The organism is Pantoea sp. X-Soil-OKNW-556, from assembly GCF_059730695.1.
The window spans coordinates 1523268-1538371 of the sequence record NZ_AP035990.1 but is presented as its reverse complement, the minus strand read 5'-3'; the positions used below and the strand labels follow the sequence as shown (position 1 = coordinate 1538371).

Here is a 15104-nt window from a genome sequence, read left to right as displayed (position 1 = left end):
AATAACTCCAATGAGGGTAATAAAAAATGATGAAGCGCAACATTCTTGCAGTGGTTATCCCTGCTCTGTTAGCTGCTGGTGCAGCAAACGCAGCAGAAATCTACAACAAAGATGGCAACAAATTAGACCTGTACGGTAAAGTTGATGGTCTGCATTACTTCTCTGACGACACAGACAACGATGGCGACCAGACTTATGTGCGCTTCGGCTTCAAAGGTGAAACTCAGATCACCGACCAACTGACCGGTTACGGCCAGTGGGAATACAACATCCAGGCTAACAACTCAGAAAGTTCAACTGACGCGCAAAATGGCAACAAAACCCGTCTGGGCTTTGCAGGTCTGAAATTTGCTGACGCAGGTTCTTTCGACTACGGTCGTAACTACGGCGTGGTTTACGATGCAATCGGCTGGACCGATATGCTGCCGGAATACGGCGGTGACTCTGGTTACTCTGACAACTTCCTGGCTGGCCGTTCTACTGGTCTGGCTACCTACCGTAACAGCAACTTCTTCGGCCTGGTTGATGGCCTGAACTTCGCTGTTCAGTACCAGGGCAAAAACGATCGTGACGAAATTCGTCGTGCTAACGGTGACGGCTGGGGTACTTCAATCTCCTATACCTCTCCGATCGGTGTTGGCATCGTAGGTGCTTATGGTTCAGGCGACCGCACCAACGCGCAGAACTCAGCGACCTACGGTCGTGGCGACAAAGCTCAGCAGTGGGCAACTGCTCTGAAATATGACGCGAACAACGTATACCTGGCAGCAATGTACAGCGAAACCCGTAACGCAACCTACATCAGCAACGAAATCACCGGTGCTGACGGTTTTGCTAACAAAACTCAGGTTATGGAATTCGTTGCTCAGTACCAGTTCGACTTCGGCCTGCGTCCGTCTATCGCCTACGTACAGTCTAAAGGCAAGGACATCGAAGGTATCGGCGATGCTGACCTGTACAAATATGTTGAAGTGGGCGCAACCTACTACTTCAACAAAAACATGTCTACCTATGTTGATTACAAAATCAACCAGCTGGACGACAACAACCCGCTGGGTCTGGCTACCGACGACGTAGTTGCAGTGGGTCTGGTTTACCAGTTCTAATCTGCCGATTAGTAACGCGTAATACCTTTAAAACGGAGCCTGAAGGCTCCGTTTTGCTTTTCAGTGATCCACTTCGCAATAAGCGGCATTAATCGCAGCCGTGGCATTATTTCTTTTTCGTCTCAACGGTTGGCAACAGTGGCGACTGACGCTAACCTGATAGCTCATTTCGCTAAAGTTCACGCAACTGGACCTGACTCATGTTTGAATCGATCTCTGCCGCACCCGCCGATCCTATCCTTGGTTTGGCCGACCTGTTTCGCGCCGACGACCGCCCGAATAAAATCAACCTTGGCATTGGTGTTTATAAAGATGAAACCGGAAAAACGCCGGTGCTCACCAGTGTGAAAAAAGCTGAACAATACTTGCTGGAAAATGAGACCACCAAGAATTACCTCAGCATTGATGGCCTGGCTGATTTTGCTCGTTGCACGCAGGAACTGTTGTTTGGTAAAGAGAGCGCGCTGATTGCCGCTGGGCGTGCCTGCACCGCTCAAACGCCGGGTGGTACCGGCGCACTGCGCGTTGCTGCCGATTTCCTCGCCAATCAGACCAGCGTAAAACGTGTCTGGGTGAGCAATCCAAGCTGGCCGAACCACAAAAACGTCTTCAACGCTGCGGGTCTCGAGGTCTGCGATTATCAGTATTACGATGCCGCTAACCATACATTGGATTTTGACGGCATGGTTGCGTCACTGCGTGAAGCGAAAGCCGGTGATGTGGTGCTGTTCCACGGCTGCTGTCACAACCCAACCGGTATTGATCCTACAACCGAGCAATGGCAGCAACTGGCCGCCCTGTCTCAGGCAAATGGCTGGCTGCCGCTGTTTGATTTCGCCTATCAGGGCTTTGCCCGTGGTCTGGATGAAGATGCAGAAGGCCTGCGCATTTTTGCCGCTTCGCATCAGGAGTTGATTGTTGCCAGCTCATACTCAAAAAACTTCGGCTTGTATAACGAACGTGTGGGTGCCCTGACGGTGGTTGCCGCCAATAGCGATGTGGCAAAAACTGCGTTCAGCCAGGTGAAGTACAGCATTCGCGCTAACTACTCTAACCCACCGGCCCACGGTGCGGCGGTGGTGGCGACCATTCTGGGCAATGACGCGCTGCGTACCATTTGGGAGCAGGAACTGACCGATATGCGCCAGCGTATTCAGCGTATGCGTCAGCTGTTCGTTAACACGCTGGCCTCAAGCGGCGCAGAGCAGGATTTCAGCTTTATCATTAAGCAGAACGGCATGTTCTCGTTCAGCGGCCTGACCAAAGATCAGGTGGTGCGTCTGCGTGAAGAGTTTGGGGTTTACGCGGTGAATTCAGGACGAGTTAACGTCGCGGGAATGACGCCAGACAATATGTCGGCGTTGTGCGAAGCGATTGTGGCAGTGCTGTAAGGATTAACCCGTAGCGGCGCGATTTATCACGCATTGCGAAAAAGACGCGTGATAAATTACGCCGCTACGGTTTAAGCATGCAATTTTATTGCAGAAATGGATTACTGATACGTTCGCGGCCCAGCGTGGAAATCGGGCCATGTCCTGGTACAAAAGTCACATCATCGCCCAGCGGCAGCAGTTTGGTTTTGATAGCCGCGATTAAATCGCTGTGGCTGCCCTGCGGAAAATCGGTTCGACCGACACCACCGTTAAAAATCACATCACCTGAGATCAACAGACGACCGGCGCGGTCAAAAAACACGATATGGCCTGGAGTATGTCCCGGACAATGCAGCACTTCCAGTGTCACTTCACCGACCTGCACCGTTTCACCCTCTTCCAGCCAGCGGTCTGGCGTTAACGGTGCACATTCCGGCAGACCAAACATGCGACTCTGAGTCGGCAATGCCTCCAGCCAGAAAGCATCCAGTAACTGTGGTCCGACAATCGGCGCCTGAAAATGTGCTGCCAGTTCAGCCGCAGCACCCACATGATCGAGATGCCCATGCGTCAGCAGAATCTGCGTCGGCGTGATACCACGCTCTGAAAGTACGGCGATAATGGTTGCAGCATCGCCGCCCGGATCCACCAGCGCAGCCTGCTGAGTATCGTCACCCCAGATGACAGAACAATTCTGGGAAAATGCGGTGACTGGAATGATGAGGTAGTTCATAGCGCTCCATGACCGACACACGCAGCGCTGTCGGTTTTTACGACCAGTGCCTTACAGGACCGGTGTCAATGTGAACAAAGTTGCTGCGCGGGTAATATCCTACACCACCTGCACGCAGAGATAACGCCGCTTTGCGAACATTGCTCAGGGAAATGCCTTCGATATGGAAGTCCATCGCCTGACCTTTGGTGTGATAACTGTGTTTCGCCACGCCAGGACCGGACTCACGCAACATATTGTTGGTAGCAATGGTGCGATAGCCTGAAACCAGTTGAATCGGTTTACGTGTTCCCAGCGCGGCCTGGAGGCGATAAATCTGATCAAACAAATGTGGATCGATGGTTTTGATCTGATTGGCGCGGTAATCACGGAAGAAGTGATTTAAGCGAGCTAACTCATCCTTGTCATAACTCTTGCCGTTAAAAAACTCTGTTTTGAGGGTTTCACCGGTGTGAAGGTTATTAAGCGTCAAAATACGCGGCCGGGAGGTGGACATCGAGGCCAGTGCAGAGCCAGGAAGAAGTGCCAGACCTGCCGTTGCGCCTCCGATCAGGAGCAATTTGCGACGCTGAGAATCAAAATTAGCCATGAAACGGGGTTACCTGAGATTAAAGCGATAAAAAAATGTGTAAAAAGCACACAAGGCGGAACATTAACGTTAGCCTCAGACTCAGTCAACCCAGAATAAGGGAAAGAAAATGCAGAACCGGCGCAAAATCGCAATTTTGCTGCCGGTTGTATGAAAGTTAACCAGAAAGGAGATGAATTAAATCAATCACTAGAGTAGCAATTGACCAGCTTTGGTCAGCACCTGACTCCCCGAACGGGCCGGATTATCATAATTGTAAATATCTGTACGATATTGCGGTTGACCATCTTCCGCCACCCAGGCCGTCAGATAATAGAGGTTAACCGGGATACGATGACGAATCGGGATGTAGCGCGTGCTACCCTCTTTCAGGGTGTCAGAGATACGGCTGTCATTCCACCCCGCATCCTGAAGCAACAAATCCGCCAGTTCAGACGCCTTATTCACCCGGACACAGCCAGAGCTGAGCGCACGAATATCACGCTGAAACAGGTTGTGGTTCGGCGTATCGTGCAGATAAATGGCATCCGAGCTGGGCATATTGAATTTATAACGCCCCAGCGAATTCATTGCGCCAGGAGCCTGACGGATACGGTAAGGGAAGCTGGCGGCTGAAACCATATTCCAGTCGAGCGTGGAGGGATCGATGACTTGCGCATCAGCGCTCCAGCCTGACAACAGGGTATAACCGTGTTTATAAAGATAACCCGGGTCCTGTTTGACCTTCGGCACAATGTCCTGGCGCACCAGCGAAGTCGGCACATTCCACGGCGGATTGAGCACCACATTATTCAATGCGCTGCGCATCAGCGGCGTTTTGCGATCGGGACGTCCGACGATCACGCGTGACGACAGGATGGTGGCACCATTGTTGTAGTAGGTCAGTGAATAGTTGGGGATATTGACCATGATACCGTTATGCATATCATCCGGCAGCAAACGCAGCCGTTGGATATTGAGTGCCAGCAAGGCGGCGCGCATTTGCGGTGAGACATTCAACCATTCGCGAGTGCGCGGACCAATCGCGCCATCATCGGCCAGGCCTTGCCAATGCTGAAAGCGCTTTACGCCGTCCACCAGCGCAGCATCATAGACATTGTTGGCCGATTGCACGGGATTCGCTGCGACATTGCCCGGCGCTTGTGGTGCCTGAGCGGAGAGATCATTCACGTTGGCTGCCGAGGGGCTGACCGCAACGGGCTGCGCACTCTGACTGACCGGCACCGGTGCCACAGGCACAGCATCGTCTGCGGGCGTCGGTGTCGCGCTATGCCCGGTCAACATGCCGGTACGTTGTAAAATCTCACGCAGGGCAGGCACATCATTACTGATTTGGCCGGGCCGCAGCGTACCGCTATCACGTAATTGCGGCCACGGGCGGTTGTCGGTCAACAGGGTTTTCAGCGCTGCGTGCATGGGAGCGTATTGCGGATGTTGCGGCTCAAGCGAGATGACAAAGGCACGGCTTCCACCACCATTTACCGCGTTTTGCCACTGGTTAATCGTCGCAATGGTGGGCATCACCATCTTGTACGGCACGTTGCTGTACAACCAGGTTTCGCCCTGCGTCGGCACGCCGGAGACAAATTGCAGATAGCCCAACATGGCATCACTCAGCACGATATCGCGTGCCAGCCCTTTTATCGCTGGGTTGGTCAGTAACCCTACCCAGCGCGTAAACTGCGGCTGTACCCCGGATAATGCCACTTCCGCCAGTTGCTGCTGAAACGCCTGCACCGCCGTGCGGTCCTGCCACAACGGCGCCATATTACGGGCGGCATAAATGCCTGCCAGCCCGGGAAGATAGAACGGTTGTTCGCTGGGGCTGAAAACCTGCTGAATCTGACGCTGGCTATCCGCGACCGACAGAGTATGGTGCGTCGTACCCGGTAGCGCTGCGATAATTGCCGCATGGCTGGCCGCCAGTGGCGACAATACCAGTGACAAACTGAGTGCTATGACAGCACGATTAAATCTGCTCTTATTATTCAGCAACATCCCTGGCCCCCTTCTCGCCTAAGACACAGCCGACTCGCTATGCTGTGTACTACCTTATACATATTTTTGAGTATACAAATAAAAACGGCATTTGCCTCTGGTAGCAAATGCCGTTTACACATTAACTGTAGCGATGAATTTTAACCACAATTCCCGCTACGAATTTTCTGTTTCCAGGTCCGGCGCGTTATTTTCTCGCTTCACCGGTGCCGGATCCGCTGAGAAGCCACGCAGGCCCACTACATGAACGTGTTCGGTGTTGTTAAATACCTTACGCACCAGTTTATAAGTGGTCCCTTTTTCCGGACTGATATTTTCCGGGGCGGCAATCACCAACTGCATTTCCAGACGCTCGCACAACTCAAACAAAGTGGCGATGGAACGCGCATCAAGACGCGCGGCTTCATCGAGGAACAGCAGACGGCATGGGGAAATATCTTTGCCACGCAAACGGCGTGACTCCTCTTCCCAGCTCTGCACCACCATCACCAGAATCGACATACCGGTACCGATCGCTTCACCGGTTGAGAGCGCACCACTTTCCGCGCGTAGCCAGCCATCGGAGCCACGGTTAACCTCAACCTCCATCTCCAGGTAGTTGCGGTAATCGAGCAGCTCTTCACCAATGGTCTGTGGCGTACGCTGGCCCATATCGATTTGTGGATTCAGGCGCTGATACAACTTCGCCAGCGCTTCAGAGAAGGTCAGGCGATTGCTGTTAAACAGATCCTGATGCTGTTCATGTTCCTCTGACAGCGTTTCCAGCAGCATCGAGTGCGTTTCACGCACGTTCACGTTCAGCCGCACGCTGCGCACCTGACCAAAGCTGACCGCTTGCAAGCCCTGGTTAAGCTGACGAATACGGTTCTGCTCACGCTGAATGGTTTTACGAATGATGTTGGCGACGCTGCGCGAACTGATCGCCAGCGTCTGCTCGCGCGCCGTCAGCTCCTCCGTAAGGCGGTTCAGCTCAATCTCCATCTGCTCAATCGCTTCCACCGGATCATCGGTACGAATGATGTCCTGACGAATACGCTCACGCAGATGCTGGTAGACCGCGATAAAGAACTGAATTTTACGCTCCGGACGTTTCGGATCTTCCGACATCCGCAATACATCGCGGAGATGTTCGTTATCCGCCACCGCCAGACGCAGGGCGCCCAACGCCTTATCCGACATTGAACGCAATTCATCGCCGCTCAGATAAGCCAGTTCACGACGATGCAGGCGTCGCTCGACACCATTTTCTTTCACCAGGCGCAGCACCGCGCACCAGCCCGCTTTCGCCGTGACAACCTGCTCGCGTATCTGGTGATAATCACGCTCCAGCTTGCGCAATTTCTTCTGTAGGCTGTCCATTTCTGCTTCGCAGAAAGTGAGCTGTTTTTCCAACTGGTTACGACGCGCACGGTTATGGCTTAACGCGGTATAGAGTTCATCGCGGCGGGCGCGTGCACGCTCCTCGGCGCTGGCATCGGCATGCACACCGATGTCCTGCATCTCCTGCTGCAACTCTTTCAACATATCGCGCTTAGCGTCATACGAACTTTTCAGGGAAGCCAGCACCTGGGAATATTGCGTCAACTGAGCCTGATGTTCACGCAGACGTTCGCGGGCGCGACTGCGCTCACCCTCTGCCTGCTCGAGACGCTGACGTAACTTCTCGTTGAGGTCGCTGTTACCGGTCAGCATGCCAGCCGAGTCTTCGTAGCTGAAATGTGCGCGACGCTGAACCACTTCGGTAAGCGCAAACGCCTGCTGACGCGCCTCACGCTGCAACTGCTGCGCCTGCTGATAATCACGCTCCAGCTGATCATGCTGCTGCGGATCGCTCTGTAGCACCGGCAACAACGGCTCCAGTTTGCCGAGTTTGTTACTGTGCTGATGCAGGAAACGCGCCGCTTCCTGTGCTTCTTCGACGCGCTCACGGATCTCTTCACAGCGATCCGCCAACGTATCATCCAACAGCAGCGTCACGCGCGGCAGCAGGCGGTTCAGTTGGGCCACGCCCTCTTTCGCCTGTTCGTACTGCATGCGCTGCTGTTGGTTATCGTTTTCATGCTGACTCAGCGCGCGTTCCAGTTCGCCGCGACGGCTGTTGAGCTGGCGAATCAAGGCTTCCGGGTCTTCGTCAAACGCTACCGCTAAATGGCTGCCGATAAAGCGGCTGAATGACTGATGCAGGCGCTGGGTTTTCTGCACATCAAAGGAGAGCGTTGCATAACGTTCCGCCAGTTGATCGCGTTCGTTGTTTAACAGCTCCAGCTGATTCTCACGCGCGGCACGGCCAAATAGCGGCACCTTCGGGAAGCGGGAGTAGCGCCACTGACGCTCGGCCACCTTCACCACTACCGCGTTTTCCAGCTCATCAACGCCGAAAACGCTGTCATCAAATGACTGCGGATCCCCTTCAATCAGATACAGATCTTCCGGGCAATCTTCCAGGCCATTCAGCAGCTCACGCACCAGTGAGAGATCCGGCACCACAATCGCATGGCGCGATGGACCATAGAGCGCGGAGAAGTACGGCGCATCGTCCAGCGTGACATCATCATAAATTTCAGACAGCAATACGCCGCCAAAACGCTCAGCAAGCTGTGTCAGACGTGCATCTTCTGCACCACCCGGCTGGCTGAGACGTTCGATTTGCTTCTCAACGTCACGTTTACGTGCCGCCACCTCATCACGTTCGACGGTGGTTTCGCGCTCGCGCTCCAGCAACTGCTGCATAAATTCGGTGATTTGCTGGCTGCTGGTCAGCTGCTGTCCGGTTTGCTCGCTCAGCTGCGTCAGAATCTCCTGCGCAGCCAGCCAGTGCGGCGCGCGCGCGGTCAGCGCGGTGATACGCTCACGCAGTTGCTCCAGCTCCTGGCGCATCAGCATACGGCGTTCACCGGCATCGGCAACGCTGCTGCTCAGCTGCTCAATCTGCGCTTCCAGCTCACGCTGTAAGCCTTCCAGCGCATCGGCATCATATTGCTGCCCCTGACGCTTACAGAAATCTGCCAGCAGACGCTCGGCTTCGTTCTGCTCGCGCAGACGCTGTTCCAGCTCGTTCAGACGCAGACGCAGCGAGGAGAGTTGTTCGGCATGATGGCGCTGATTGGCCGCATCACGCAGCAATTCACGCCCGACCTGCCAGGCATCCTGACGGTTAACGTCACCAGCAATGCTGATAACCAGCGCCAGTGCCTGTTCAAATTGGCTGTGCGCCGCTTCAGCAACGCTGAGTTTCTGTTCCAGACGCAACAGTTTTTCGGTCGCTTCTTCTTCGCGAGCCTGAAAAGTTTCCTGCCACTCCGCAGCGTTATCGATGGACAGATCCGGCAATTGACACTGTGTACGGGCTTTATCCAGTGCCTGCAATGCCTGTTGATACTGAATGGCGCGGGTTTGCTGCACATCCAGCGCCTGCTGGAAGTCGGCCAGTTGGCTTTTCAGCTCATCCACTTCCACTTCTGCCGCTTCGGCGCGTGCTTCATTTTCTTCATGCACTTCACGCGCTTCAGCCACCACCTCGTTCTGCTCTTCGAGACGGTAAGTCAGCTCTTCCAGATCGGCATCGTAACGCTCGATCTTCTCCTGCTGACGCATCGCCGTCTGCACCAGATTCAGGTGATCGCTGGCTGCCTGATAATCGGTTTCCAGATCGTTTTCCGCGCCGCTGTGCTCAGACAGCTCTCGCGCCATTTCGATGTGGCGATACTGTTCCGACGCCAGTTGGTTACGGCTGGTAAACAGCTCATTACGCAGTTGCAATGCGCCATCCAGGTGGATGCGACGTTCATTGGCGTGACGCATGTAATCCGCCGAAACGTAGCTGGTCGCTTCGGAGATCAAATGCTTAAACAAATCGCGGTCTGACTGGGTAACGCGAATCGCTTCCAGCGTCATGCGGTTTTCACGCAGTGCCGCTTCCATATCCTGGAAGGCTTTACGCACGCCGCTGTTTTCCGGCAGCAGGTAATCACGTAACGATCGGGTAATGGCGCTGGAGATACCGCCGTATAACGACGCTTCAATCAGACGATAGAATTTGCTGCGATCGCCCGCGGTACGCAGGCGGCGCGGCACCACGCCAAGTTCGAACAACGTGGCATGATAATCCGTTACCGAGCTGTACTGGCGGAACTGCACGCCTTCCTGCGCCTCGACACGATCTTTCACTTCGGTCAGCGGCAACACACGCGCCTGGCGACTGCCGAGGATCTCAGTCAGGATATCGGTAGGTTGTGTATCGGTGGGCAGGCCGTGAATGCTGAACGGCTTGATATCCACCTTCTTATCACGCCCGGCGACCTGTTGCAGACGCACACCCACCACTACGCGCTGATGACGTGAGTTGACGACATCCAGCACCGCATAGCAGACGCCCGCACGCAATTTACCGTGCAAACCTTTGTCGCGCGAACCGGAGGTCGCCCCGGCTTCGGTGGTGTTACGGAAATGCAGCAGCGTCAGATCCGGAATCAACGCCGTGACAAAGGCCGCCATCGTGGTGGATTTACCCGCACCGTTGCCGCCTGACAGCGTGGTCACCAATTCATCAAGATCAAAGGTACGGGCAAAGAAGCCGTTCCAGTTGATCAGCGTTAGCGAACGAAATTTACCGCGTTCAATCATGCCTGTTCATCCTCCGCGTTATCACTCGCTTCATTCTCGGCGTCGTTGTCGCTTTCTTCGGTGGCCGGAGCAGTTGTAATCAGCATGGCTTCACCATCGCGAATCAGACGCAGCTGCGCTTCGCGGGCATCATCACCGCTGCGCACATCCGCCCCGAACCGGAACACCGATTCGGTGATACGGAATTTGCTGCTGTCATTGCCCATAAACCACACCATGCCGAGACGACGCAGGCGGTTCAGTGAAGCACGCATCTTCTCCTGCAACTTGGCACGATCGAGGTCAGAACCGGTGGAGCGCTGGTTCACCAGCTTGAGCAGTTTGCTCTCATCCGCCAGCGACAGCAGCTCATCGTAAAGCTCCTGCTGGGTGAAAATGCCTTCGTTGGCAAGACGTTCCGGGCTGAGATAGAGGTAACACAGGATTTTGCCGACCATCATATCCAGCTCGGACAGTACCGAGCGCGGGATCAGCGTGGTTGAACGCGGGCGCAAATAGAAAAAACCTTCCGGCGCGCGGATCAGTTCCACGTTGTAACGCGCATAAAACTCTTCCAGATACTCCTGGTAATCCATCAGGAAAGCATGATTATCCAGCTCTTCGATGCCAATATGGCGTCCTGCGCGTAACTGGCTATCGAGCGCAGGAAAAAGGGGATTTGCCAGTGCCAGCGCCAGTTTGACTGGCATCACTTGTTCAATATTTGTCGATGACATGTGCCTGCACCTTGGCTCCGTATTCATTAATGGTCTGCCATTCCGCAGGCAGACCGGCTAAATCAGCCTCGGCGACGCCAAGACGAACCGCCTGATCGATGACAATGCGCGCCAGATCAAAATGACGCGCGCGCGGATATTGCGCCAGATAGTCACGCATCACCGTCGCGAGGTTAAGGGGTTTGTGTTCCTGCTTATACACCTGTAAGGCTTCTTCAATCATCGCCGCCAGCTGCTCACGAATCTCGTTAAACTCTTCGTACTCCAGCTCCGCCGGCAGCTCGCCCATCACCTCGTCGTTACGCAGCGTCATCTCTTCGTCGCGCATATCAAACAGGCGGTCGGCATTGGCGTAGGTCAGCGCCCAGGGTTGGTCGAAATAGTTTTGTACCGACAAACGTAAACGCTGGGCGAATACGCGGTTCTTGTCCATGTCGATGGCGGTACGAATGAATTTGTGAACATGGCGGTCATAACCGATCCACAGGTCAATAGCCTGCTGGCCCCAGCTGATAATGCGATCCAGCTTGTTTTGCAGATCAAACACCAGCTTGTCGACAAAACCGAGATCCGGGCTGCTCAGGGTAGCGTCCTGGATACGCAGCAGATTGGCCTGCAACTTATCGCCCGCCGCCTCCAGCGTATCCTGCAACTCACGCAGGGTGCCGGAGGTTTCTGACAGCAGCATTTCACAACTGGAGATCGCCGCGCGCCAGTCTTTGTTCAGCAGATCGGCGATATCGGTCTTCACCGCCTGCTGCTGTTCATCCATCAGGCGTTGCGTCATGTCGATACTGTCGAAGATCTCCGCCACCGAATATTTCAGCGGCGCAAACACGTTGCGATGCCAGTGAAATTCATCACCGTCTTCTTCCGCAGCATCCGCCGCACGTTTCAGCTCTTGCGCCACGATCGACAGCTGCATCGACAGACGCAGGGTGGAAAACTCACGCTGGCGAATATAGTAGTCAGTGATACCGATAGCTAACGGCGTCAGGCGGTAAATCGCATGGCCTTCCGTCAGTTCGCTGGTAAAACGGTTGAGCAGACGCTGCCGCACCATATCGTTGATGGCGTTATTGGCACGCACCTGAACGGTTTCGTGGGTTTGTTCGAACGCTTTACTGACATGACGAAATGCGTCAATCAACTCGCCTTCACTCATCTCACCGTCCATCCGCTCACCGTTCAGGGTGGCGATAGCCAGCAAAAACGCCAGACGTTCAACCGGCAGCGCAAGCGAAAAATCGTTCTTGCGCGCCCATGCCACCAGTTCGGGCACCGTCTGGGAAAAATCGCTCATAGTTGGTCCTTCTACCTGGGTTTGCGCGCGGTCACATGGATATAACGCCCTAAACTTAAAAAGGGCTCCTGGCGACAGTAGCGCCGTTCCATCTCAATAATGGACTCAACGTCTTTCACGGCGGCAGACTGTTCTTTCATGTAGTCACAAAAGACACGAATGCCAGCGCGCTGTTCAATCTCAAATCCACAATCTGTCAGCCAGCGATACACCTCTTCGGGATCGCGTGGGTAATCGGGCGACAGCGTGCGCTTCTTGCGCTTGGACATATTGGCCTGTAGATAGCCGAAATTGCCAAGGGTCAGCAGGCGCATGGTTAAGGCATGGCGATTAAAAAACATCAGCGACAACACGCCACCGGGCTTCAGGGTGTGCCATAACGCCTGCAATACCACCTCGGGTTGCGCGACCCATTCCAGCACAGCGTGAAACAATACCAGATCAACTGGCTTATCCAAATGTTCGCCGACCTGTTGCGCGCTAATTTGTTTGAATTGCATGTTGTGGCTCACACCCTCGGCAAGGGCATGCGCTTCCGCCAGCTTCAACATCTCCGCAGACAGATCACACAACAACACCTGATGGCCGCGCGCCGCCAGACCGCTGGAGATTTGCCCTACTCCGCCACCGGCATCCAGCACCGACAGCGGCCCGGCGGGCAGCGTCGGCAACAACGTATCCAGCTCATCCCACAGGATCGCCTGACGCACCATGCCTTTATTGGTGCCATATATGTTCTTTGAAAATCTCTCCGCGAGATCGTCAAAGTTACGATCCTGCATGCTGGTCGCTCCGTTCTGCTGCCTTCAACTTGTGCTATTTTGTCACAGGCGCAATAAGAATGAACCTTTCATCCCGTGGTTAGTGTCTGGCTGCTGTTTTTTCGGCCAAAAGGAGCAATTTTCGATGTTTTTCACGTTAAAAAAAGTGATCGGGGGAATGTTACTGCCCTTGCCACTGCTGCTGTCGTTGATGGCAGCCGGACTTTTATTGCTCTGGTTCAGCCGCTGGCAGAAAAGCGGCAAAATCCTGATATCAATCAGTTGGCTGTTGCTGCTGTTACTCAGCCTGCAACCGGTAGCCGATCGCCTGTTGCTGCCACTGGAAAAGGCCTATCCGACCTGGAACCGTTCTGTCAGCGTCGATTATATCGTGGTGTTGGGTGGCGGATACACCTTTAATCCGGAATGGGCACCCAGTTCGAACCTGATTGGGAATAGTCTGCCTCGGGTGGCTGAAGGGGTGCGTCAATGGCGACGTTATCCGCAGGCGAAGATGATTTTTACCGGTGCGGCAGCAGGAGATAACCCCATGAGCAATGGCCGCGTGGCAGCGATGGTGGCGGAGAGCCTCGGCGTCCCCGACAGCGCAATTATCGTGCTGGACCAGCCTAAAGATACCCGGGAAGAAGCGCAGGCCGTAAAAATCGCCGTGGGGCAACATCCCTTCCTGCTGGTGACATCCGCCAATCATCTGCCACGGGCGATGCAGTTCTTCCAGCGTGCCGGACTTAATCCACTGGCTGCCCCGGCCAATCAACTGGCCATCACCTCGCCATTAAACGGCTGGGAGCGCGCGATCCCTTCACCATTGTGGCTCAGCCATAGCGAGCGGGCAATTTATGAAACCCTGGGGCAGGCGTGGCAGTCGCTACGCGGTGATGACCTCACCTCATCCCAGCCAGGGGAGTAACTGTTCACGCGCGTTATCAAAGCGTGGACGGTCGAACTGGCCGGTGCTGACCAGGGTATCAATACAATCCCAGAGTTGATACAGCCAGCGCCGCCAGAGAAATCCTTCTGCGACCGGTGCACGCCGCAAATAGTGCTGCAACAGCGAGGCTTCTGCCCCGTTGTCACCCAGCCGCATCAGTTCAAATTCGCGTGGCGCCCACAACACATTGCCGGGTTGTGTCATTGCCACCAGTTGATCACTGCGCACATCCTTCATGATACTCGCCAGCCGCAAGTTGCCGTGGATCAGCACGCAGGGATCGTCAAACCCCTGAAATAATCGGGTCAGTTGCTGACGGCTACGAAACAGAATTTGCCGATCGTCGAGGGTGAAATCGGGGGGCGACAGGTAGCCTAACGTTGACCACAACACCTCGACCCGCTGCTGATACCAGGCAGGCCAGTTGTTTTCCTGAATGCTGTCGATGCTGCCGACCAGTCCATGACTGTCAATGCGATGCCACGCCAGTAAGCCTTCAACCACCTGCTCGCAAAGCTGCCCCCAACGTGCAGCCGTTCGCGCGGGCGCTTCGGCAGACACACCATTGAGACGTGCCATCAGCAACATTTCGTGTACCGGTTTCTGCTGGCTGAGTACCAGGCCAAACACCGCCGGTACTGCAATTAATCCATCGCGGCCCAGCATCGCCAGCTTTTTGGCTTCCAACGCTGCGCGCCCCTGATGACGGAAATATTTCGCGACAACCGGCATCGGTTTATCGGCGGCGTCATATAACGCGTAAAGCCGCGATTGGGATTGTTCACTGATGGTTTCAAGACGGCCGACGCTTTCACCAAGCACCAGCGTGAGTTCTGAGCGAAGCTGTTCCATGCGTCATCCTCCTGAGAAAGTGACTTAAATATCCTGGAGGTCACGGTAGCGCAGAGCGATGCGCCAGATCAAAGAACAGCAGGGCCAGCCGCAAAAGC

11 protein-coding genes are annotated in these 15104 nt (G+C 54.7%); 3 read left to right on the top strand and 8 right to left on the bottom strand.

What is annotated here, in order from left to right:
• The first annotated feature begins 26 nt into the window (after positions 1 to 26).
• Both ompF and AC6I8T_RS06995 read left to right on the top strand, forming a co-directional pair.
• Positions 27 to 1106, top strand: a complete 1080-nt coding sequence (gene ompF, locus AC6I8T_RS07000; RefSeq protein ID WP_302474906.1) for a porin OmpF — start codon at positions 27 to 29, stop codon at positions 1104 to 1106.
• 200 nt (positions 1107 to 1306) lie between these two features.
• On the top strand, positions 1307 to 2497 hold the full coding sequence (locus AC6I8T_RS06995) for an amino acid aminotransferase (protein ID WP_021182620.1): 1191 nt from the start codon (positions 1307 to 1309) through the stop codon (positions 2495 to 2497).
• 85 nt (positions 2498 to 2582) lie between these two features.
• On the opposite strand, the gene AC6I8T_RS06990 is transcribed toward AC6I8T_RS06995, so the two are convergent.
• The 7 genes from AC6I8T_RS06990 to cmoM all read right to left on the bottom strand — a co-directional run bounded on the left by AC6I8T_RS06990 (position 2583) and on the right by cmoM (position 13223).
• On the bottom strand, positions 2583 to 3212 hold the full coding sequence (locus AC6I8T_RS06990) for an MBL fold metallo-hydrolase (protein WP_021182619.1): 630 nt from the start codon (positions 3210 to 3212) through the stop codon (positions 2583 to 2585).
• A 37-nt stretch (positions 3213 to 3249) separates the two neighbouring features.
• The gene (gene mepK, locus AC6I8T_RS06985; RefSeq protein ID WP_021182618.1) at positions 3250 to 3801 is read right to left on the bottom strand and encodes a peptidoglycan L,D-endopeptidase MepK; all 552 of its coding nucleotides are present in this window, start codon (positions 3799 to 3801) and stop codon (positions 3250 to 3252) included.
• Between the two features lie 189 nt (positions 3802 to 3990).
• The gene (ldtD, locus tag AC6I8T_RS06980) at positions 3991 to 5799 is read right to left on the bottom strand and encodes a L,D-transpeptidase (RefSeq protein ID WP_497833631.1); all 1809 of its coding nucleotides are present in this window, start codon (positions 5797 to 5799) and stop codon (positions 3991 to 3993) included.
• Between the two features lie 156 nt (positions 5800 to 5955).
• Positions 5956 to 10422, bottom strand: a complete 4467-nt coding sequence (gene mukB / locus AC6I8T_RS06975; protein WP_208725130.1) for a chromosome partition protein MukB — start codon at positions 10420 to 10422, stop codon at positions 5956 to 5958.
• Entirely contained in the window at positions 10419 to 11138 is a 720-nt protein-coding gene (gene mukE, locus AC6I8T_RS06970; protein ID WP_021182615.1) for a chromosome partition protein MukE, read from the bottom strand. Before mukE ends, mukB begins: the two co-directional genes overlap by 4 nt.
• Entirely contained in the window at positions 11119 to 12441 is a 1323-nt protein-coding gene (mukF, locus tag AC6I8T_RS06965; protein WP_021182614.1) for a chromosome partition protein MukF, read from the bottom strand. Before mukF ends, mukE begins: the two co-directional genes overlap by 20 nt.
• An 11-nt stretch (positions 12442 to 12452) precedes the next feature.
• Entirely contained in the window at positions 12453 to 13223 is a 771-nt protein-coding gene (cmoM, locus tag AC6I8T_RS06960; protein WP_497833630.1) for a tRNA uridine 5-oxyacetic acid(34) methyltransferase CmoM, read from the bottom strand.
• 124 nt (positions 13224 to 13347) lie between these two features.
• On the opposite strand from cmoM, the gene elyC reads away from it, so the two are divergent.
• Positions 13348 to 14133, top strand: coding sequence for an envelope biogenesis factor ElyC (gene elyC, locus AC6I8T_RS06955; RefSeq protein WP_208725129.1), 786 nt, complete (start codon positions 13348 to 13350; stop codon positions 14131 to 14133).
• Here the strand turns inward: elyC and AC6I8T_RS06950 are convergent.
• On the bottom strand, positions 14113 to 15006 hold the full coding sequence (locus AC6I8T_RS06950) for a YcbJ family phosphotransferase (RefSeq protein WP_497833629.1): 894 nt from the start codon (positions 15004 to 15006) through the stop codon (positions 14113 to 14115). The genes elyC and AC6I8T_RS06950 overlap by 21 nt on opposite strands.
• Positions 15007 to 15104: the final 98 nt, after the last annotated feature.